At 72.7% G+C, this 21,522-nt stretch carries 15 protein-coding genes; 7 read left to right on the top strand and 8 right to left on the bottom strand.

Features of this window, described 5'->3' with window-relative positions; genetic code table 11:
• Positions 1-23 precede the first annotated feature (23 nt).
• From ACZ4IF_RS04120 to ACZ4IF_RS04130, 3 genes are all read right to left on the bottom strand, one after another.
• Positions 24-1,808: a TIGR03767 family metallophosphoesterase gene (locus ACZ4IF_RS04120; RefSeq protein WP_467559319.1), complete on the bottom strand. Its 1,785-nt coding sequence runs from the start codon at positions 1,806-1,808 to the stop codon at positions 24-26.
• Positions 1,809-2,155: 347 nt separating this feature from the next.
• Positions 2,156-3,025, bottom strand: a complete 870-nt coding sequence (locus ACZ4IF_RS04125) for a pyridoxamine 5'-phosphate oxidase family protein (protein ID WP_467559321.1) — start codon at positions 3,023-3,025, stop codon at positions 2,156-2,158.
• Between the two features lie 28 nt (positions 3,026-3,053).
• Positions 3,054-3,506 carry a VOC family protein gene (locus ACZ4IF_RS04130; protein ID WP_359487061.1) on the bottom strand — a complete coding sequence of 151 codons (453 nt, stop codon included), beginning with the start codon at positions 3,504-3,506 and terminating at the stop codon, positions 3,054-3,056.
• A gap of 152 nt (positions 3,507-3,658) precedes the next feature.
• On the opposite strand from ACZ4IF_RS04130, the gene ACZ4IF_RS04135 reads away from it, so the two are divergent.
• Positions 3,659-4,195, top strand: coding sequence for a CGNR zinc finger domain-containing protein (locus tag ACZ4IF_RS04135; RefSeq protein ID WP_467559323.1), 537 nt, complete (start codon positions 3,659-3,661; stop codon positions 4,193-4,195).
• A 219-nt stretch (positions 4,196-4,414) separates the two neighbouring features.
• Positions 4,415-7,726 carry a S8 family serine peptidase gene (locus tag ACZ4IF_RS04140; protein WP_467559325.1) on the top strand — a complete coding sequence of 1,104 codons (3,312 nt, stop codon included), beginning with the start codon at positions 4,415-4,417 and terminating at the stop codon, positions 7,724-7,726.
• Between the two features lie 426 nt (positions 7,727-8,152).
• On the opposite strand, the gene ACZ4IF_RS04145 is transcribed toward ACZ4IF_RS04140, so the two are convergent.
• Both ACZ4IF_RS04145 and ACZ4IF_RS04150 read right to left on the bottom strand, forming a co-directional pair.
• Positions 8,153-8,935 carry a hypothetical protein gene (locus ACZ4IF_RS04145; protein WP_467559327.1) on the bottom strand — a complete coding sequence of 261 codons (783 nt, stop codon included), beginning with the start codon at positions 8,933-8,935 and terminating at the stop codon, positions 8,153-8,155.
• A 1-nt stretch (position 8,936) separates the two neighbouring features.
• Positions 8,937-9,458, bottom strand: coding sequence for an RNA polymerase sigma factor (locus ACZ4IF_RS04150; RefSeq protein WP_426681205.1), 522 nt, complete (start codon positions 9,456-9,458; stop codon positions 8,937-8,939).
• A 146-nt stretch (positions 9,459-9,604) separates the two neighbouring features.
• On the opposite strand from ACZ4IF_RS04150, the gene ACZ4IF_RS04155 reads away from it, so the two are divergent.
• Positions 9,605-11,896, top strand: coding sequence for a TerD family protein (locus ACZ4IF_RS04155; RefSeq protein WP_467559329.1), 2,292 nt, complete (start codon positions 9,605-9,607; stop codon positions 11,894-11,896).
• Between the two features lie 276 nt (positions 11,897-12,172).
• Positions 12,173-13,189 (top strand): aspartate-semialdehyde dehydrogenase, encoded by a 1,017-nt coding sequence (locus tag ACZ4IF_RS04160; RefSeq protein WP_467559331.1) that lies wholly within the window; start codon positions 12,173-12,175, stop codon positions 13,187-13,189.
• Positions 13,190-13,282: 93 nt separating this feature from the next.
• Here ACZ4IF_RS04160 and ACZ4IF_RS04165 read toward each other — a convergent pair whose 3' ends face one another.
• A complete protein-coding gene (locus ACZ4IF_RS04165) occupies positions 13,283-13,756 on the bottom strand; it encodes a DUF1203 domain-containing protein (RefSeq protein WP_359487048.1) in 474 nt (157 codons plus the stop codon).
• Positions 13,757-13,868: 112 nt separating this feature from the next.
• Between ACZ4IF_RS04165 and pepN the strand changes: the two genes are divergently transcribed.
• Positions 13,869-16,448 (top strand): aminopeptidase N, encoded by a 2,580-nt coding sequence (gene pepN, locus ACZ4IF_RS04170; RefSeq protein WP_467559333.1) that lies wholly within the window; start codon positions 13,869-13,871, stop codon positions 16,446-16,448.
• Positions 16,449-16,544: 96 nt separating this feature from the next.
• On the opposite strand, the gene ACZ4IF_RS04175 is transcribed toward pepN, so the two are convergent.
• Positions 16,545-17,810 (bottom strand): M14 family zinc carboxypeptidase, encoded by a 1,266-nt coding sequence (locus ACZ4IF_RS04175; protein ID WP_467559335.1) that lies wholly within the window; start codon positions 17,808-17,810, stop codon positions 16,545-16,547.
• 358 nt (positions 17,811-18,168) lie between these two features.
• On the opposite strand from ACZ4IF_RS04175, the gene ACZ4IF_RS04180 reads away from it, so the two are divergent.
• Both ACZ4IF_RS04180 and ACZ4IF_RS04185 read left to right on the top strand, forming a co-directional pair.
• Entirely contained in the window at positions 18,169-19,575 is a 1,407-nt protein-coding gene (locus ACZ4IF_RS04180) for a HesA/MoeB/ThiF family protein (RefSeq protein WP_467559337.1), read from the top strand.
• Positions 19,572-20,750: a hypothetical protein gene (locus ACZ4IF_RS04185; RefSeq protein WP_467559339.1), complete on the top strand. Its 1,179-nt coding sequence runs from the start codon at positions 19,572-19,574 to the stop codon at positions 20,748-20,750. Before ACZ4IF_RS04180 ends, ACZ4IF_RS04185 begins: the two co-directional genes overlap by 4 nt.
• Here the strand turns inward: ACZ4IF_RS04185 and ACZ4IF_RS04190 are convergent.
• Complete coding sequence (locus ACZ4IF_RS04190; protein WP_467559341.1) at positions 20,725-21,510, bottom strand: SDR family NAD(P)-dependent oxidoreductase; 786 nt, start codon at positions 21,508-21,510, stop codon at positions 20,725-20,727. The two genes, ACZ4IF_RS04185 and ACZ4IF_RS04190, sit on opposite strands and share 26 nt — an antisense overlap.
• Positions 21,511-21,522 lie beyond the last annotated feature (12 nt).

Genomic DNA, 21,522 nt, shown 5'->3' on the forward strand with positions numbered 1-21,522 from the left:
CGGACGGGTCCGGGTGCGGCGGGTCAGCCCCTCGTGAGGACGAGCTCCGTGTTGCGGTCGCGGGAGGCGCCGGACAGGTCGGTGCGGGCTCCGGGCGCGTTGAAGGAGAGCTCCCGGTAGAGCGCCGCCAGCCCGGTCTGGCTGAGGTCGGAGAAGTCCGTTGCGTGCGGGGCCGCGGACTCGACGAGCGTGGTGAAGAGCGAGAGCGTGCCGTCCTTGTTGTCCACCAGCTCGATGACGCGGGCGAGTTGGGGGAAGTCGACGTGGGAGGCGGTGCAGATCTCCCAGAAGGAGCGGTTGCCGGGTGCGGCGTGCGGGATGATCTCGTTCTTGTGGGTGTGACCGTTCACCCAGGCCAGGACGTTGGCGAAGCTCGCGAGGAGCGCGACGACCTCGTCGCCGCCGTGGCGCTTCTCGGCGGGGTGGGCCGGGTCGGCGTGGCGGTTGCGCATCGTCTTGCTGGTGTGGTGGCTGAAGACGACGACGTAGGAGTCCTTGTTCTCGCGCAGGGTCTTCTCCAGCCAGCGGAGCTGCGCCGTGCCGATGGAGCCCTCGTAGTGACCGCCGGGATCGGTGGTGTCGAGGCTGACGCCGATGACGTCCTCGGCGATGCGGAACGTGTAGTACTGGGTGCCCGCGGCCAGGTTCGCCGAGGAGTAGCCGTGTCCGATCGGGCCGGGGCCGGTGTGCGCCGGGTCGAGGTGTGCGCGCAGATACTCGGCGGGCGTGAAGGGGGCGCGGTTCTCGTCGGGTGTGACCGAGCGCATCTGCCGGGCGTGCGACGTGAGCAGGTCCCGGAACGCGGTGCCCTTGGGGCTGCTGCCGTCCTTGATGCTCTTGGCGAGAGCGGTGCACTCGGCGTCGGGCAGCGACATCAGCTTCTTCCCGCCGACGGCGAAGTCGGTGAGGTAGGAGTCGCCGTGGGAGCCGTAGCAGCCGAGCGGCAGCGCGTCGTGGTTGCCGACGGTGGAGTACCAGGGCAGCTTCAGGCCGGGACTGCGGACCTCGCGGATCGCCGCCTCCAGGAAGCCCGGGAGGCGCGGGAAGCCGAGCTGCTTGTCGGCGTCGCGCAGCGCCGCGTCGGGCTGCCAGTACGTCTTGAGGCCACTGGCCTGGACGCCTTCGTAGTGGCGCGGGTCGCCGCTGTTGGGGGTGATGCGGCCGCCGCTCATGACCTTCAGGAACCAGTCCAGTTCGGTCCTGGAGTTGTTGTCCGTGTTGTCCCCGGTGGTCATGACGAAGTGCAGCGGGGAGCCGGTGACGGGGGCTCCGCGCAGCGAGTTGACCCGTTCGACGAGCGAGACGGCGCCGGCGACGGTCAGGGTCTCCTGGGGGCGCCAGGCGCTCTTGTTCCGGGCACGCAGGTATTCCAGGCGCAACGGGTGCTGCGCGTCGATCAGGTGCAGGTCGGTGAGCTGCACGAACGCGGCGAGTGTGGTGCGCCGGTCGGCGCGGCCGGACTTGGCGGCGGCCAGCTCGTCACGCAGGATCCGCGTCCAGCCGCGGCCGTCGCCGAGCCGCCGGTATCCGGTGGAACCGGAGCGCGGGGCGGCGACGGACTGCAGGGTCGTGCCGCGCGTGTACGGGACCAGCGCGGCGGGGGCCGGGGGACGCACCGCGCCCGACCTCGCCCCGGTGTGCGCGAGGGAGTCGGCGACGGGCTCCTGACTCGTCGTGGCGGCGTGCGCCGGAGTGTCCGGGCGCAGGGCGAATCCGACCCCCGCGGACAGGGACACGGCTCCGGTGGCGGCCAGCAGGGTGCGGCGGTTGAGGGCGGGTACGGCGGCGACAGAGCGTATGCGCGACATGGCGCGGTCTCCCCGAGTGCGAACGCGTCGGCAGTGGTCGCGGGGCGTCCGCCGTGCGAACTTCCCGCTCACACTGGATCGTTGGCACCGGGGGTGACCTGCGCGTTAACTGGGCGGCAACGACCGGCGCAGATCACCGTACGTGGATCTTGGACCACCCTGCGCGGCCATGGAGCCCTCTTCGAACGGTCCGGGGACGGTCACTCCGTGTTCATCTTCCCGGGTACGGAACCTGGTTCCGGACCGCCGCCGGCGATTCCGTACAGGGGCCCGGCCCCCGCCGTCGGCCCGCGAGGGTCAGGGATCTCGCGGGCCGGCGGCGGGGGTTCACGGGGCGGCGCGCCGGCTCACGGGTTGGCGGGTGAGTACTCGGGCGCCGACCAGCGCAGGGGGCTGGCCGCCGGCGTCTCGACCACCCCGGTGACGGTGAAGCGCACGCTCCGCTCCCCGTCGGACGCGAACTCCGTGCGGGCCGTGCCGGTGAGCTGGAGCGTGGTCCCCGCCGTCCAGTCCACGAGGAGCAGCCCGGCCCGCGGGTCGGCAGCCAGGTTCCCGAGCGACAGGAACATGGAGTTCCCGGGATAGTCGGGCCAGCGCAGTTCGCCGGGCGCGGCGACGCGGACGAAGCCGGGATTGCCGCCGCGATGGCTCACGTCGGCGCCGTCCGCGTGGACCGTGGCGAGGAAGAAGGTGTCGGCCGACGCCACCGATTCCGCCTGGGCGGGCGAGAGCCGGCTGCCGCGGCGCGGGGTGCCCGGGACGCGCCCGGTCGTCTCGTACGTCTCCCTTCTCTGCAGGTACTTGGGGCAGTTGGAGAAGACCTGGTCGGCCTCGACCGCGAGGCCGCGGGGAGTGGGTCTGGCACGGCCGTCGACACGCATGCGGCGGCGGGTCCGCGGGTCGAGCGCGATGGTGCCGACGTGCGTCCCGGGGGTGCGGAGAGCGGGCGCGAGCGGGTCGTCGGGCCGGAGCCCGCCCGTGACCGAGATCTGCCGGACGCCCGTGGCCCGGACGAAGCCGGGCCTGCCGGTGAGCAGCGAGGCCCAGACCGCGCCGGTGCCGGGGTCGGCGGCGCCGAGGACCAGCATCGGCTGCTGCTCCAGGAAGGCGGCGGCGACCGGACGGATGCCCTGCCCGATGGACCGGCCCACGTGGTCGGCGAGGTCACGGACGCCGACGCGGTCCTGCACGGCGCGCGACCCGGAGTGGTAGGTCATGGCGTCTCCTCGGGAAGCCGTCGGCCGGTCAGAAGAATCCGCAGGTGGGGGCGGCGGCGACCGGCGCCGTGGCCTCCTCGGCCCCGCTGGGCGCGTAGATCTCCAGCCGTGTGCCGTCCGGGTCGTGGAAGAAGATGCCGCCGGAGGCCGAGCCCTCGCGGTGGGCGACGACGCCGTCGTAGGCGAAGTCGACGCCGTAGCCGCGCAATGCGGTCTCGTACTCCCTGACCTGCTCGATCGTGTCCACTTCCAGGGCGAGGTGGTGCAGGCCCGCGCGACCCTTGTCGTACGGCGTCCGCGCCTGCTGCCAGAGCGTGATCACCGGGCGGCCGTCGCCGCTCAGCGAGCCGAGGAAGGCGTACCGCCGCTCGTCCTCCTTGCCCTCGCCGAGCACCCCGAAGCCGAGGACGTCGCGGTAGAAGGCGAGCGAGCGGTCGAGGTCGGTGACGTTCAGGCCGATGTGGCCGGTGCGCAAGGTCATGGCAGTCCCCTCTGTCGATGGCAGCCCCACTCGGGAGCTAACCCCTGTATGAGACTTTAAAGGTTATAGCGAGGAGGTGCAACCGGTGACCTACCCTTGAGTGGTTAGCAGTGAGTGCCGCCGCAGCGACCGGCGGCGAAGGGAGCCCCGCCATGCCCACCCGCCCCGACCCGCGCCCGCTCACCGGGGAGCCGGTCTCGCTCGATCTGCTCAACACCCGCTGGAACCGCGAGGGCGAGACGCAGGACCTGCTGACGGACACCGAGGGGCTGACCGTGTGGCTGGCCGCGAACGGCCTCGACTTCCCGGCCGAGGAGACCGTCCTGCGGCACACGCTCCAGGCCCGCGACGCCCTGCGCGCGGCCGTGGACCGGATCTCCCCCGAGGCCGTCGCGCGCATCGACGCGGTCCTCGCGCACGGCCGGGTCCGCCTGACCCTGACCGAGCAGGGGCCGGCCGAGAACGCCGAGTTCGACGACCCCTCCTGGGGGCCGGCCTGGCTGGCGGCCCGCGACTACCTCACCCTGCTGGACACCGCCCCCGACCGCATCCGCGGCTGCGCCCACGAGGCATGCATCCTGCACTTCTTCGACACCTCACGGAACGGCACCCGCCGCTGGTGCTCGATGGCGGCGTGCGGTAACCGCGCGAAGGCGTCCCGCCACTACGCGCGCACGAAGGAGAGCTGAGCCGCCCTACATGTCCGGCGATACACCGTCATAACCGGCGTGACGCATGGCGGAAGTACGCCATGACTCCATCCCGCCTCGGTCAACACTCCCCAAACAACTGCCCCTTAGGCAAAGCTGAGCGGTCATCCGGGTCCACATACCGGACTGATGCGATCGGACCCCGAAGGACCCTCGGAGCCGGTCGCTCCGCGCTCGTTCCTTTACCTAGGGATGCAGATGACCTCCGACCCTCAGCGCGCTCCGATATCCGGCGCGAGACGCGCGGCCCGCATCGCCGTGGCGGCCGGCCTGGTGGCCGCGCTCTCCACGGCCGGGCCGATACCCATGGCCTTCTCCGCCGGCTCCGGCGCACCGGCGGCCGACCCCGGCACCAAGTCGGCCGCCGCCAAGCTCGGTTCCGCCGACGCCGAACTCCTCACCGAGGCCAAGGCCAACGGCGACAAGAACGTCACCATGATGATCGCCACCGCTCCCGGTCAAACCGAGCAGGTCGCCGAGGAACTGGACGCGGTCAAGGGCGGTTCCGTGGGCCGCACCTACGACAAGCTCGGGTACGTCCGGGCGACCGTCCCCACCGGCCGGGCCGACGCGGCCATCGCCGCCGCCGCGAAGCTCTCCTCGGTGCACGGGATCGACCTGCGCCAGGAGATCGCGCTGGACGACCCGACGCCGAGCGCCGACACCGCCAAGGGCGCCCGAGAGCAGGCCACTTCGACGGCCACGTACTCCGGCCCGTCCAAGAACACCCCCGCCGAGAACCCGTACAACCCGTCCTTCGAGACGGGCGCCGTCGACTTCGTGAAGGATCACCCGAAGGCGGACGGCCGGGGCATCACCATCGGCATCCTCGACTCCGGTGTCGACCTCGGCCACCCCGCGCTGCAGAAGACGACGACCGGCGAGCGCAAGATCGTCGACTGGGTCACCGCGACCGACCCGATCGTGGACGGCGACGCCACCTGGCGCCCGATGGTCACCGCGGTGGCCGGGCCCACCTTCACCTACAGCGGCAGGACCTGGACGGCACCGGCCGGTTCGTACGAGATCAGCACCTTCCGCGAGTCGGTGACCGCGGGCGGCGACGCCCAGGGCGACGCGAACCGCGACGGCGACACCACCGACGCCTGGGGCGTCCTGTACGACCCGGCCGCGGGCACGGTCACCGTCGACCTGAACAACAACGGCGACTTCACCGACGACAAGCCGATGAAGCCGTACAAGGACGGCTACCAGATCGGCTACTTCGGCACCGACAACCCGACGACCGACGTCGTCGAGCGGCAGCCGTTCGTCGTCGAGATCCGCAAGGACGTCCCGATGGACCCCTACGGGGGCGACTGGGTCGGCAAGAAGGCCGACTTCGTCAACATCGGTGTCATCGAGTCCGAGCACGGCACCCACGTCGCCGGCATCACCTCCGCCAACGGCCTGTTCGGCGGGAAGATGAACGGCGCCGCGCCCGGTGCGAAGATCGTCTCCTCCCGGGCCTGCACCTGGACCGGCGGCTGCACCAACGTGGCGCTCACCGAGGGCATGATCGACCTCGTGGCCAACCGCGGCGTGGACATCGTCAACATGTCCATCGGCGGTCTGCCCGCGCTCAACGACGGCAACAACGCGCGCGCCGAGCTCTACACGCGTCTCATCGACACCTACGGCGTGCAGCTGGTGATCTCCGCGGGCAACTCGGGCCCCGGCGCGAACACCATCGGCGACCCGGGCCTCGCCGACAAGGTCATCTCGGTCGGCGCGACCATCTCCAGGCAGACCTGGGCGGCCAACTACGGCTCGCAGGTGGAGAAGTCGTACGCGATGATGCCGTTCTCCTCGCGCGGCCCGCGCGAGGACGGCGGCTTCACGCCGACGCTCAGCGCGCCCGGCGCCTCCATCAACTCCACGCAGACCTGGCTGCCGGGCTCCCCGGTCGCCGAGGCGGGCTACTCGCTGCCGGCCGGCTACTCGATGCTCCAGGGCACGTCGATGGCGTCGCCGCAGGCCGCGGGCGCGTCCGCGCTGCTGCTGAGCGCCGCGAAGCAGAAGGGCATCGAGCTGAAGCCCGCCACCCTGCGCACGGCACTGACCTCGACCGCCGACCACATCAAGGGTGTGCAGGCGTACGAGGAGGGCGCGGGCCTCATCGACATCGAGGACGCCTGGGACTCCGTCAAGGACGGCGCCACCGCGCACGACTACACCGTGAAGGCGCCGGTCGACACCGCGATCGACTTCGCGCTGAAGACGCCGGGCTTCGGCACGGGCCTGTACGACCGCGAGGGCGGCCTCAAGGCCGGTGACAAGAAGACGTACGACATCACGCTGACCCGTACGTCGGGCGCCGACCGGGCGATCCGCCACGAGCTGCACTTCGAGAACAACGCCGGTGACACCTTCCGGATCGTCGGCTCCGACGAGGTGAAGCTGGGGCTGAACCAGCCGGTCACCGTCAAGGTGCAGGCGAACCCGCGGTCCGCGGGCCTCAAGAGCGCGATCCTGGAGGTCGACGACCCGAGGACCGAGGGCGTCGACAAGCAGGTCCTGACGACGGTCGTGGTCTCCGCGCCCGTCAAGTACACCTACTCCGCGTCGGGTTCGGTGCAGCGCAACAGCACGCAGTCGTACTTCGTGACCGTGCCCGAGGGCGCGAAGTCGCTGGAGGTCGCGATCGGCGGGCTCAAGGACAAGAGCCAGACCCGGTTCATCTCGATCCACCCGTACGGCGTTCCGGTCGACAACACCTCGACGCCGTTCTGCTACAACAACTACCTGGACGGCAACGGCTGCAAGCCCGACGTGCGTTCGTACGCGGACCCGCAGGCCGGGGTCTGGGAGATCGAGGTCGAGTCGCGCCGCACGTCGCCGCTGCTCGACAACCCGTACAAGCTCGGCGTCTCCGTGCTCGGTGCGGACTTCGACCCCGCCGTCGTGACCGTCCCCGAGGCCAAGGTCGGCACCCCGGCCGCCGTCTCCTGGAAGGTGACGAACAAGTACGCCGCGCTCGACGGCACCCTCAAGGGCGGCCCGCTCGGCTCCTCGAAGAACGCGCGGCAGACCATCGGTGAGGGCGCCACGCAGACCACCACCGTGGAGGTGCCCGCGGGTGCCAAGTCCCTCGACGTCGCCATCGGCAACGTCTCGGACAACGCCGCCGACCTCGACCTGACGGTCTACGACTCCAAGGGCGCGCAGGTCGCGCAGTCCGCGGACGGCGACTCCGAGGAGGCCGTGTCCATCGCCTCCCCCGCCGCCGGGACCTACACCATCGAGGTCGTCGGCTACTCGGTCCCGTCGGGCTCGACCGCCTACGACTACCAGGACGTGTTCTTCTCGTCCGCGCTCGGCACGGTCACGGTCGACGAGTCCGCGCCGGTCAAGCTCGGCACGGGCGGCTCGGCGGCGGTGTCCGGTTCGGTCACCGCGGCGGCCCCGGCGCCCGAGGGACGCGAGTTCTTCGGCCAGGTCCAGCTGGTGAACGCACGCGGCACGGTCGCGGGCATCGGCAGCGTGAAGATCGACAAGGTCACGCCGTAGCGCGTGCGGGGCGTGCGCCGACGCGCACGTCCCGCCGTGGGGCGGGGCCCGGCAACGGGCGCCCGTCCGAACGGCACGGGGCGGGTGTCCGGAACCGGGCACCCGCCCTTCGCCGTACCCGGACCCGACCAGCGCGTTCCTGGACCCGCCGACCAGCGCGTTCCTGGGCCCGCCGGCCGTCGCGCCCTCCCGGCCCGACACCAGGCCCTCCGGCCCGCGCCGGGCGTGTCCCGTCACCCGGCCGCGCGTCCCCTCCGCTCCGGCGAGACATGCCCTCCGGACGGTGGCCACGGGGCGCGCCCTCGGCCCACGCCCGGTGGTCCCCCTGCTCCAGCAGGGACGTTCGGGCCTCTTCGGTGAGACGCGCCCTCCGCTGCGACCACCGGGCGCGCCCTCGTCCCCGCCGGGCGCTCGGATTCGGTCGGCTCACTCCTCGCAGGTCAGGCCGCGGGAGGCGGGCAGAGCGTCGAGGATCCAGGCCCGTTGTTCGGCGATGGCCTTCTCGCCCGTCGTCCACTGGTCGGCCGTCTGCTGGTGGCGCCGTACGGCGACGAGGGCGTGCTCACCCTCGTGGAGCCGCGGAACGGAGTCCGCGGCCATCAGGAACGTCACCCGGTCGTCGCCCTTCGCCGGCTTGTAGGAGCGCTCCACGTCCAGGGTCACCCGGTCCTGCCCGCCGCCCGGCACCCGCTCGACCGCGGTGACCCTGCCCTCGACGACGAGACGGGCGCAGGCGAGATAGCCCGGGGCGCTGAGCGAGGAGTCCTCGCCGCTGCCGCGCTGGTCCGACTTCGCGGAGTCCGCCGAGCCTCCCCCGAGACCGGACCCGCCGCCCTGCGCCAGCAGCCAGCTCATGCCGACCACCACCGCGGCCACCGCGGCGACGGCGAGCGTGCCGAGCGACACGGCGAGCGCCCCCGGATGCCGGGAGCGCTTCCCCGGTCCGCCCGCCGGCCCCCGCTTCCCGGTCCGCCGCGGGCTCCTGGCCCGCGCCGCCTTCCCCGGAGCACGCGCCCCGCCCGTCTCCGACACCTTCCCGGCGTCCGCCAGGGCGTCCCCGATGAGTCCCAGCTGCTCCCGCAGCAGCGTCAGGTCCGCCGCAGCCGAGCGGTGTTCGGCCATGAACTCCGCGTCGTCGCGTGCTGCTTCGGGCAACGGCTCGTCCGTGATCGCGGCCAGCAGCGCGTCCACACCTTCGTACTCGGCCACGTCACACCACCTCGTCCTCGTGCAGGCGGGCGCGCAGGGCGCGCACCGCGGCGTGCAGCCGGCTCTTGACCGTGCCCTCCGGGACGCCGAGCTCCTCGGCGATCCCGCGCACGGACAGGTCGGCGTAGAAGCGCAGGACGAGCACCTGACGCTGGGCGTCGGGCAGTTCGTCCAGGCCCTGGGCGACCGCCAGCGAGAGCACGCTGGAGTCCTCGCCCGAGGGGTGCTCCAGCTGCCGCAGCGAGGCGAGACGTTCACCGAGCCGCTCCTGACGGCGCTTGGCCCGGTGCCAGTCCATCGCCAGGTTCGAGGCGACGACCGCCGCCCACGCCGACACGTCGCGCGGTGCCTCGTCCCCCTTCGCCGCGCGCTCCAGCAACCGCAGGCGGACCTGCTGCACCCCGTCCGGCAGGTCCGCCTGCGGTACACCGCCGAGCGCGAGCACCGCGCGCACCCGGCGTTCCTGGGCCGCGTCCAGGGGGTCGTCCACCCCCTGGGCGGCGCGGGCCTTTCTGCGCAGCACAGCCACCCCTCCCCTTCCCGCGTTTCCTCTACGACGCGGGTACGGGCCGAAACGTTCGGCCCTGTTCGGCGCAGTTTTCCGGATCGTCGCCCTCCACATCTCCCACCCCTCGACTTCACATGATCCTCACTGTCAGCATGTGGCTCATGACGCACATCACCAAAGGAGCCAACACCCCTGTCCCCGCAGCTCTGTTGCGGGTCGCCGTCTGCCGTCGCGACGTCCCCGGGACGCCGCCCGTGGACGCCTCGGCCCTGCTGCTCGACGCGGTCGGCAAGGTGCGCGGCGACGCCGACCTCGTCTTCTACAACCAGCCGGCGCATCCTTCGGGGGCCGTGCGGCACGCCGGCAACGCGAAGGGCGACGGGCAGCTCGCCGAATGGCTGGAGCTGGACCTGCCGCGCGTCGAGCCGCAGGTGCAACGGGTGCTCATCGCCGGTTCCTGCGACGGCGGGGTCTTCGGCGAGGTGCCCGGCCTCGCCGTGCAGGCGCTGACCGGTGACGGTGCGGTCGTGGCGCACTACGAGGTCACGGACGCGTCGAGCGAGACGGCCTTCGTGCTCGGCGAGTTCTACCGGCGCAACGGGGAGTGGAAGTTCCGGGCGGTCGGCCAGGGGTACGCGTCGGGTCTGGCGGGGCTGGCCACGGACTTCGGCATCGCGGTGGAGGAGGAGCCGGCCGGGCCCGAGCCGTCCGACGCGGTGCCCCCGCCGCCGTCGGGTCCCGTACCGCTGGACACCGTGCCCTCGAAGACGACGGGACCGGGACCGATACCGGCGGACGCGGTGCCCGCACCGCCGCAGGGGCCGGCGCCGATGGGCACCGTGCCGCCGGTCCCGCAGGGTGGCGCCCCGTTCCCGTTCGGGCCCGGCTTCGCGCCCGTCGTGCAGCGCGGCCGCGGTCAGGGAGTCGTCAGCGTGGGCGGGTCCGTCCCGCCCGGCCCCGTGCTCGTCGAGGCCTGGCACCAGGGCGAGGGCTACATCTACGCGTACACGCTCACCAAGCGGAACAAGGACGACAAGCTCGTCTTCAACAACACCATCACCGACTTCCACGGGCGGGCGCTCGTCTTCCAGGGGGACGACCGGCGCCTGCGGCTGCGGGTCACCGGCGACAACGACTGGACGGTGTCCCTCCAGCCGCTGTCGGCGGTGCGTCGTCTCGAAGGCACCGTGCAGGGCGTCGGCCCCGAGGTGCTCGCCTACACGGGCACGGAGGCCGACGTCGACGCGGAGTTCGCCGGGGACAGCGACGGCGACGGCTCGTTCGTCGTGTGGAGCGTGGACGCGCACAACCTCCAGGGCTCCCAGGACCTGATCTTCAACGACGTCGGACGGCTCCGGCAGACCGCGCCCGTCCCGGCGGGCCCGCTGCTGCTGCTCGTCGAGGCCGACGGCCCCTGGCAGCTGACCGCCCGGCCGCTGCCCGCCCTCGACCCCGGCCCGGCCATGACATTCGAGCCGCCGGCCGCCACCGTTCCGCCTGCGCCTCCCGCCGCGGTCCCCCCGGCACCTCCCGCCGCCGTCCCCGCGGCACCGCCCGCCCAGCCGTACCCGGACGCGGGCGACGGCGCGGCCAAGGACGGGCCCCGCTCGAAGGGCCTCCTCGGCCGCTTCGGCCGCGCCAAGGACGAGCACTCGGGCCGCGGCGCGAAGACGGTCACGCTGGTCAACCCGGAGCCGGGGAAGCCCGCGATCCTCGAATACTCGATCAAGGACGAGAACGAGTACGGCGGCTACCGGGTCGAGCGGCTGGACGAGTACGACGACGCCGACAAGTTCATGGAATCGGGCACGCACGGGGTGGAGGGCCGCACCCTCCTGTTCGGCTCGGGCGAGAGCGAGGTCCGGCTGCGGCTGGAACGCGTGGGCGCCTGGAGTCTGCGCCTGCTGCCCGCCGAGGCCGCGACACCGCTGACCGGGAAGACGGAGGGCAGGGGCAGCACGGTGTTCCGCCACACCGGACCGCCCGCGGTGCAGACCCTGCGCCGCCTCACCCGGGACGAGGGTCCGCTGGAGACCTCCGTCGTCCAGGCGGACGGCAGGAAGAGCATGAGCGCGAGCACCGCGGGGCGGCGCCGGCCCGTCGTCGGCCCCCTGTCGGTGTCGGCGGCCGGATACTGCTACCTCCTGGTCACCGCCCGTCACACGACCGGCTGGCAGATCGAGCCCGCCTCCCTCGACACCGTGCCCGCGTTCACCGGCAAGGTGTCGGGGCAGGGCTACGCAGTCGTACGCCACACCGGCCCGGCGGCCGAGATGATGGTCCGCTACGAGGTGCGCGGCATGCTCGACCTCATCGCCCTGTGGGAGCTCGACGAGCGCCTCGAACCGATCCGCCGGATCAGCATGGCCACCGGTCTCCAGCACATACCGCAGGGCCTCGTCCAGGTCAGGACGAGCGGCGGCGGCAAGTGGACCATCGAGGCGCGCGGCTGACACCGCCGCGCGCACCCCTCCCCCGGCCCGGAGTCGTACGTCACACCGTCCGGCGCCGGGGGGCGGCGGCCGCGCCGTACGGCTTGCGGTCCGGGGCGGGCGGCGAGCGGTTTTCTTCGGACCGGGGGCGGCCGGCACCGGACGATCGGGGCGGGTCCACCCGTTCCGGACGTCCCACTCCTCGGTCACCACGACGAAAGGATTGGACACGCGGGGACTGGTGAGACGCATCATGGAAGCGCTGGACCACGTGAAACGCACGCAAAGGGAGTCGCCGTGAAGGTCGGAATCGTCGGAGCCACCGGTCAGGTCGGCACGGTCATGCGCAGGATCCTGGTCGAGCGGGAGTTCCCGGTCGACGAGCTGCGTCTGTTCGCCTCGGCCCGCTCGGCCGGGACGGAGATCGACGGTGTGACGGTGGAGGACGCTTCCACGGCGGACTACTCGGGCCTGGACATCGTGCTGTTCTCGGCGGGCGGCGCGACCTCGCGCGCGCTGGCCGAGAAGGTCGCCTCCCAGGGTGCCGTCGTGATCGACAACTCCTCCGCCTGGCGCAAGGACCCCGAGGTGCCCCTGGTGGTGTCCGAGGTGAACCCGCACGCGATCGCGGACCGCCCCAAGGGCATCATCGCCAACCCGAACTGCACGACGATGGCCGCCATGCCCGTGCTGAAGCCGCTGCACGAGGAGGCGGGCCTGGAGGCGCTGGTCGTCGCCACCTACCAGGCGGTCTCCGGCTCCGGTCTCGCGGGCGTCGCCGAGCTGCACGGCCAGGCCATGAAGGTCGTCGCCGACGCCGACAGGCTGACCCACGACGGCGAGGCGGTCGACTTCCCCGAGCCGCAGGTCTACAAGCGGCCCATCGCGTTCAACGTGCTCCCGCTGGCCGGTTCCGTCGTCGACGACGGGCTGAACGAGACCGACGAGGAGCAGAAGCTCCGCAACGAGTCCCGCAAGATCCTGGAGATCCCGGGCCTGAAGGTCTCCGGCACCTGCGTCCGCGTCCCGGTCTTCTCCGGGCACTCCCTCCAGGTGAACGCCCGCTTCGCGCGTCCGCTGAGCGCCGAGCGCGCCACGGAGCTGCTCGCGGGCGCCCCCGGCGTGACCCTCTCCGACATCCCGACCCCGCTCCAGGCCGCCGGCAAGGACGCCTCGTACGTGGGCCGGATCCGCTCGGACGAGACCGTCGAGCACGGCATCGCCCTCTTCATCTCGAACGACAACCTCCGCAAGGGTGCCGCGCTGAACGCGGTCCAGATCGCGGAGCTGGTCGCCGCCGAGCTGCGCGCCTGACCTTCCGGGACGCTGCCCGCGGCCCCCGGGGCGGGACCTGACCGGTCCCGCCCCGGGGGCCGCGTGTCGTCGGGGGCGGCGCGCCTCGTCGCGTCAGGGGCGGCGCACCTCGTAGAGGAAGCAGCCGTACTCCACGGCCCGCACATGGACGAGGGCCACCTCGGGGTCGGCGAACGCCTCGGCGAAGGCGTCCTCGAACTCCGCGGGGGCCGCCACGAGCCGCCCGCCGAGGATGCGGCCGTCCGCGGAGTAGCGGCGCACCGTGCGGTGGGCGTTCGTGAACGGCAGGCCGCCGTCCGGCCCCGCGCACTCCTCGGCATGGACGAAGACGGGCCCCTGCTCGTCGTACGCCCCCGGATCGGCCCCCGACTCGGCGGCCCACCGCCGCAGCGGCGCGTAGGAGACGAGCACGATCCGCTCCCCCGGCTCGCTGCGACGCAGACAGCAGCGCAGCGGGGCGCCTCCCTCGTCGTCCACGAGGGGGACACGGCGGCGGCCCGCGTCGTCGGTGTCGCGGAGCTCCTTCAGGACGGCCGGCGGAACGGCTTGTGCGGTGTACGTCGTCATGTGTCCAGGCTCCCGCCCGCCGGGGGCCCGCACCGGCGGGAAACGGACATCGCGTTCGGTGCAGGTCCCGTGGAAGGATGGCGCAACCCACACATAACGAGGAGATGACCGCGTGCCTGGCACAAACCTGACCCGCGAAGAGGCGCAGCAGCGCGCGAAGCTGCTCACCGTTGACTCGTACGAGGTCGATCTCGACCTCTCCGGCGCGCAGGAGGGCGGCACCTACAGGTCCGTGACCACGGTGCGCTTCGACTCCGCCGAGACCGGCGCGGAGTCCTTCATCGACCTGGTGGCCCCGACCGTCCACGAGGTCACCCTGAACGGGGACGCGCTCGACCCGGCCGAGGTCTTCGCCGACTCGCGGATCGCGCTGCCGAACCTGCTGGAGGGCCGCAACGTGCTCCGCGTGGTCGCCGACTGCGCGTACACCAACACCGGTGAGGGTCTGCACCGGTTCGTCGACCCGGTCGACGAGCAGGCCTACCTGTACACCCAGTTCGAGGTCCCGGACGCCCGGCGCGTGTTCGCCTCCTTCGAGCAGCCCGACCTGAAGGCCACCTTCCAGTTCACCGTGAAGGCGCCCTCGGGCTGGACCGTCATCTCCAACTCGCCGACGCCGGAGCCCAAGGACGACGTCTGGGCGTTCGAGCCGACGCCGCGGATCTCGACGTACATCACCGCGCTGATCGTGGGCCCGTACCACTCGGTGCACAGCGTGTACGAGAAGGACGGGCAGTCCGTCCCGCTCGGCATCTACTGCCGCCCCTCGCTCGCCGAGTTCCTCGACTCGGACGCGATCTTCGAGGTCACCCGGCAGGGCTTCGACTGGTTCCAGGAGAAGTTCGACTACGCGTACCCGTTCGGGAAGTACGACCAGCTGTTCGTGCCCGAGTTCAACGCGGGCGCCATGGAGAACGCCGGCGCCGTGACCATCCGGGACCAGTACGTCTTCCGGTCCAAGGTGACGGACGCCGCGTACGAGGTGCGTGCCGAGACCATCCTGCACGAGCTGGCCCACATGTGGTTCGGCGACCTCGTGACCATGGAGTGGTGGAACGACCTCTGGCTGAACGAGTCCTTCGCCACCTACACCTCCATCGCCTGTCAGGCGTACGCGCCGGACAGCCGCTGGCCGCACTCGTGGACCACGTTCGCCAACTCCATGAAGACGTGGGCGTACCGGCAGGACCAGCTCCCGTCGACCCACCCGATCATGGCCGAGATCCGCGACCTGGACGACGTCCTCGTCAACTTCGACGGCATCACCTACGCCAAGGGCGCCAGCGTCCTGAAGCAGCTCGTCGCGTACGTCGGCATGGACGAGTTCTTCCGCGGCGTGCAGGCCTACTTCAAGGCGCACGCGTTCGGCAACACGCGCCTGTCCGACCTGCTGGGCGCCCTGGAGGAGACCTCCGGACGCGACCTGAAGACCTGGTCGCAGAAGTGGCTCCAGACCGCGGGCATCAACATCCTGCGCCCGGAGATCGAGACGGACGCGGACGGCGTCATCACGTCCTTCGCGATCCGTCAGGAGGCCCCGGCGTTGCCCGCCGGCGCGAAGGGCGAGCCGACGCTGCGCCCGCACCGCATCGCGGTGGGCCTGTACGACCTGGACGCGGGCAGCGGCAAGCTGGTGCGCGGCGACCGCGTCGAGCTGGACGTGGACGGCGAACTGACCGCCGTGCCGCAGCTCGTCGGCAAGGCCCGCCCGGCCGTCGTGCTGCTCAACGACGACGACCTGTCGTACGCCAAGGTGCGTCTGGACGAGGCCTCGCTGGCCTTCGTCACCGAGCACCTCGGCGACTTCGAGGCCTCCCTGCCGCGCGCCCTGTGCTGGGCGTCCGCCTGGGACATGACCCGTGACGCGGAGCTCGCGACCCGCGACTACGTGTCCCTGGTGCTGTCCGGCATCGGCAAGGAGTCCGACATCGGCGTGGTGCAGTCCCTGCACCGCCAGGTGAAGCTGGCGATCGAGCTGTACGCCGACCCGTCGGCCCGCGAGACCCTGCTGACCCGCTGGACCGAAGCGACGCTCGCCCACCTGCGGGCGGCCGAGCCGGGCAGCGACCACCAGCTGGCCTGGGCGCGCGCCTTCGCGGCGACCGCCCGCACGCCGGAGCAGCTGGACCTCCTGGAGGCGCTGCTCGAAGGCCGCGAGACGATCGAGGGTCTCGCCGTCGACACCGAGCTGCGCTGGGCGTTCGTGGAGCGGCTGGCGGCCGTCGGGCGCTTCGACGAGGCGGAGATCGCCGCCGAGTACGAGCGCGACAGGACGGCGGCCGGCGAGCGGCACGCGGCCACGGCCCGTGCGGCCCGTCCCACCGAGGAGGCCAAGGCGGAGGCGTGGGCCTCGGTCGTCGAGTCGGACAAGCTCCCGAACGCCGTGCAGGAGGCGGTCATCGCGGGCTTCGTGCAGACCGACCAGCGTGAGTTGCTGGCGCCCTACACGGACCGGTTCTTCGCCGTGGTCAAGGACGTCTGGGACGCCCGGTCGCACGAGATGGCGCAGCAGATCGCCGTCGGTCTCTACCCGACCGTGCAGGTCTTCGAGGACACCCTCGCCAAGACGGACGCGTGGCTGGCCGCCGCCGAGCCCAACGCGGCCCTGCGGCGCCTGGTCTCGGAGTCCCGCTCGGGCGTCGAGCGGGCCCTGAAGGCGCAGCGGGCCGACGCGCAGGCGGCGACCGCCTAGGACGGGCCCGGCCATTCGCGGCGCCGCCCGCAGGGCGGCCGGGAATGGCCGGACAGGGCCTGGCGGCAGGCGACGGCGGGCGGGTGACCGGGCGGGTCACCCGCCCGCCGCACACACCAGACGGGCCGTGTCGAGCATGGTCCGCACATGCAGTCCGGTCTGCGCGGACACCGGCACCCACCGCAGGTCGTACGACTTCTGCAGTTCCTGGCACCACTCGCGCACGAGGTCCGTGAGGACGGCGGCCGTGTCGGGCCGGGTGCGGGCGAGGGCCCGGCGCATCATGGCCGCCGCGCGCAGCGGGATGCGGCGCGCGGAGATCCCGAGGGTCGCGAAGTGTCCCTGGTGCGGGCTCGGTTCCTCCGCGGCCCAGGTCCGCACGATCGACGGCGCCACCTCGACGAGTTCGCGTGCCGCGTCGTAGAGCGGCATCAGGTCGTCGGGGACGTCGGCGGCCGTCCGCTCGCCGATCGCCTCCGCGAGTTCCCGGGTGTGTCCCAGCAGGACGTCGCCGACGCGTGCGATCTCCCGCTCCGGGGCGCCGGCGGGGCGTGCGTCGCTCATCGCCGGCACGCACCAGGCAGGGGTCTCGACCAGGACGGTGAGGGTGCCGTACCGGCGGGGGTAGAGCCAGGTGCTCTCGGCGACGAAACCGCTCGGGTCCCGTTCGCCGCCGCCGCTGTCGTCCGGCAGGAGCAGGACCCCGGGCGCGTCCAGCCGCCAGTCGGGGCCGTCGCAGGGGTGCCGGTCGAGGGGGATCCGCAGGCGGGCGGCCGTCCTCCTGAAGGCGTCGGCCGCGCCGGGCACCTCCCGTGTCGCCATCATGAAGGCCGCGCCGACCTCGATGCCGTGCAGCGTGAACTGTGCGACGGGACGCAGGTCGTCGAGCAGCCGCACGAGCGCCCTCGACTCCGGGAGCGGTGCGCGGGGCTCGTCGGGCGCGGGCAGTGACTCCGGCTGACGGGCGAACGCCGGCCGGTAGAAGGCGCGATGGCACTCCTCCAGGGAGGGTTGCGGCTCCTCGGGCGTCCAGCCGTGCGCGAGTCGCGCGCCGTCCGGGTCGAGGCAGAGCAGGAAGTGCCAGGTGCAGCCGAGGCGTTCGAGCATCTCGGGCCGGTGGGCGAACAGCGTGGCGAGGCGGAGCACGGAGGTGCCGCCCACCGGTTCGTTGGCGTGCGCGCCGGCGACGGTGAGGATCTGCCGGTCCCCGTGCCCGGCGGACAGCAGCCACAGCGGGTGCCCGGCGCGGCTCTCGCCGGCCGGGCTCAGCCGCAGCACTTGCGGTGCCGCGGCGACCAGCGCGCGGGCCCGCCGCTCCAGTTCGTCGACGTCCGGGTAGACCGGATGGAGCGGTGTCCGCACGCTGGTCCTCCGATCAGGCGCCCTGGGAGTTACTGTCCCCAGTGGTCTCCTTCTTGTCCAGCGGGCGAATCACGATCTTGGCAGGCATGCAGACTCCTCTCCGTTCACAACCTGGGGTGTGCTGAAGGGTGTTGTCCGAGCGGCGGTGGCACTCAGCCGCCGTTGCCTCCGCTGCTGTCGCCCGTGGTCTCCTTCTTGTCCAGCGGGCGGATCACGATCTTGGTGGGCACGTCAACTCCTCACCTCTGTTGTGGGGTTGAGCTCTCCGACGTCATGGTCGACCACTCTTGTCAAGGCTCGACTCGTGGGACCAAAGTGTCAAGGCATGTGCCTGTAAACGGGAGGGATCCTGGTGACAGTGACGGTCGAAACACTCCGGCGGCCCCGCATCAAGCCCGAGCACCGCGCCTATCGCACGGTCGACGGCAACGTCCGCATCGGCAGTGTCATTCACGGCATCGGCGCGGAGATCGCCGACCCACAGGGCTGGGTCTGGACGCTGGTCGAGGCGATGGACGGGACACGAGGGCCGGCCGCGGTGGTCGACGAGGTGGTGCGGGCGCACCCGGACCTCCCCGGCGAGGACGCCCGCCAGGCGATGGCGGACCTGCTCGCCGCCGGGTTCGTGGACGACGCGGGCGCGGCCGTGCCGCTGCCGGAGCGGGAACGGGTCCGCTACAGCCGCGGGGTGCCGCTGCTGCGCTGGATGGACCTGACCCCGCGCGGCAACCCGTGGGACGCCCAGGTGCGGCTGCGCCGGGCGCATGTCCTGCTGATCGGCGTCGGCGGCACGGGCGGTCACGCCGCGCAGAGTCTGGTCGCCTCCGGCGTCGGACGGGTGCACTGCGTGGACCCGGACGTCGTGGAGCTGTCGAACCTCAATCGCCAGCCCCTGTTCCGCGAGTCCGACATCGGCCGCCCCAAGGTGGAGGCGGCGGTCGCCGCGCTGCGGGCCGTCAACTCGGACGTCACTGTGACCGGGGAGCGCCGCGAGGTCCGGGGCCCGGCGGACCTGGCGGACCTCGTGGCCGGCCCCCGGAGCGTGGACTCCGACAGCCTCGCCCCGCACTCCGTGTCCGGGGCCCCGAACCCGAACCCGGACCCGAACCCGGACCCGGACCCGGACCCCGGCAGCCTGGACCCGCACTCCGTGGCAGGCCCCCGGGACCCGGACTCCGGCGGCCTCGCCCCGCATTCCGTGTCCGGTGCCCGGGAGCCGGACCCGTCCGGACCCGCCGCGGGGCTGCCGGACAACGCCCGCCGGCCGGACCCGCCCGCCGCGGCGCCAGGCAGCGGGCCGCGCTCGTCCGCCTACGACCTGCTCGTCCTCGCCGCCGACCGGCCCGACGACATCCGCCGCTGGGCGAACCGAGTCTGTCTGGCCGCGGGCCTGCCGTGGGCCGACGCCGGCTATCGCGGCCCGCTGGTGACGGCGGGCGTGTACGTGCCCGGCCGGGGCGCCTGCTGGGAGTGCCTGCGCGCCGGTGAGGCAGCACGCCGCGATCTGCGCCTCGCGCCCGGCCAGGACCCGGAGGTCGCCTCCCCGCGCATGCCGTGGAATCCCGCGAGCGCCGTCACCGCCGGACTCTCCGGGGGCCTGCTCGCGCATGCGGCCCTCGCCCTGCTGACCGGGGTCCCGTCCCTCGAACCCGGCTTCCGCTTCGGGATCAACCTGATGCTGCCGGGCGACCCGGTCCTCCAGCGCACCCCGCGGCACCTCGACTGCGCGGCCTGCGGCGACCGGGCGGGCGGGGTGGCCGAGTGACCCACGTCCGCCTGCACGCGCTGGACTCCCGCCCCGACGGCGAGGAATGGATCGTCGGGCGGATGGCCACGGGCCGGTTCGTCGCCCTGCCCGAGGTCGGCAAGCAGGCGCTGGACCTGCTCGCCGAGGGGCTGAGCGCCGCCGAGGTCGGGGAACGGCTGCGAGTGGAGACCGGCGACGAGATCGACGTACCGGACTTCGTGGAGGCCCTGCTGGGACTGGGGTTCGTCGCCGAGGTGGACGGCCGGGCCGTGCCGCAGCCCGCCCCGCCGAAGCCGACGCTCGCCGGGATACGGCCGCGGCATGTGCGCTGGGCGCTGAGCCCCGTCGCGCCCGCCCTCGTCGGCCTGCTGATCGCGGTGACCCTGCTCACCCGCCCGCCGGTCCCGCTGAGCTACCGGACCCTGCTGTGGAGCCCGCACGGCAGCGCGGTCATCGCGCTCGGCGCGGGCGTGGGCTGGGGCCTGCTGTTCCTGCACGAGTGCGCGCATCTGCTGACCGCGCGCGCCACCGGCGTTCCGGGCCGGATGCGGCTGGGCACACGGCTCCAGTTCCTCGTCATGCAGACGGACATCAGCGGTATCGAACTCGCCCCGCGCCGCCACCGGCTGACCGCGTACCTCGCCGGGATCGCGACCAATCTGACGGTGTCCTGCCTGGCCGCGCTCGGTGCGGGCGCCGCCGACGGCACGGCCCGGCGGGTCCTCGCCGCCGTCGCCCTGCTCGCCCTGCTGCCGCTCCCCTTCCAGCTGATGGTCTTCATGCGCACGGACCTCTACTTCGTGCTCCAGGACGTGACCCGCTGCCGCGACCTGTACGGGGACGGGGTGGCGTACACGAAGTACGCGGCACGGCGGCTGCTGCGCCGCACCGGGGAGCCCGACCCCAGTCTCGGGCTCCCGCGGCACGAACGGCGGGCCGTGCGCGCGTACAGCGTGGTGCTCGTCGTGGGCACCACGCTGTGTCTCGCGTTCCTCGCGACCGTCACCCTGCCCGCGGACATCACGCTGTTCGCGCGTGCGGTGACCCGGCTGGGGCCCGGGGAGCCGGCGGCGCGGAACCTCGACGCCGCGGCGGTCGTCGTCGCGCTGGGCGGCATCCACCTGCTGTGGGCCCGCACCTGGTGGCGCGGGCGCCGCGAGCGCAGGATCAGCCGGGGAACATCCCCCCGGTGACGTTGACGAACGTGCCGGTGATACCGCCGGCCTGGTCGGAGGCGAGGAAGGCGGCGGTGGCCGCGATCTCGGGGAGCGTCGGGTTGCGGCGGGTCATCCGCATGCCCGCCAGGTGGGCCAGCAGTCCCTGGACGGCGTTCTCGTCGAGGTCCATGCCGCTGTCGACCGCGGCGAGCTTCTCCTTGGTCAGCGTCTCGGGCACACCGGCCGCCCACAGGCCCACGGCGCGCAGTCCGCGCGGGCCGAGCTCCACCGCCAGGTTCCGTACCAGCGTGTCGATCGCCGCGTCCGCGGGCCCGGTGCCGCCCATCATCGGACTGCCGTGCGCGGAACCGCTGTTGAGGGTGAGGACCACGCCGGAGCCGCGCTCGGCCATGTGCCGGGCCGCGGCGCGGGCGGTGACGAAGTTGGCGCGGATGCCGGTCACGACGGGCGCCACGAAGTCGTCGACGGGCATGTCGAGGAGGGACATGCCCTGCACGTCGCCGCGCGTGACCAGGTTGAAGGAGACGTCGATTCCGCCGTCGCCGGCCACGGACGCCGCGTGCGCCTCGACCGCCGCCTCGTCCAGGGCGTCCAGCACCGCCGTCTCCGCCCGGCCACCGGCCGCGGCGATGTCGTCGGCCACCGCGTCGAGTGTGGCCGCCGTCCGCCCCACCAGGTGCACGCGGGCGCCCTCGCGGGCGAAGGTGCGGGCGACGGCGCCGCCGATGCTTCCGCCGGCGCCGTAGACGATCGCGGTCTTGTCGGTGAGCAGCATGATGATCTCCTG

The sequence above is a fragment of the Streptomyces sp. NPDC025784 genome (assembly GCF_055558435.1).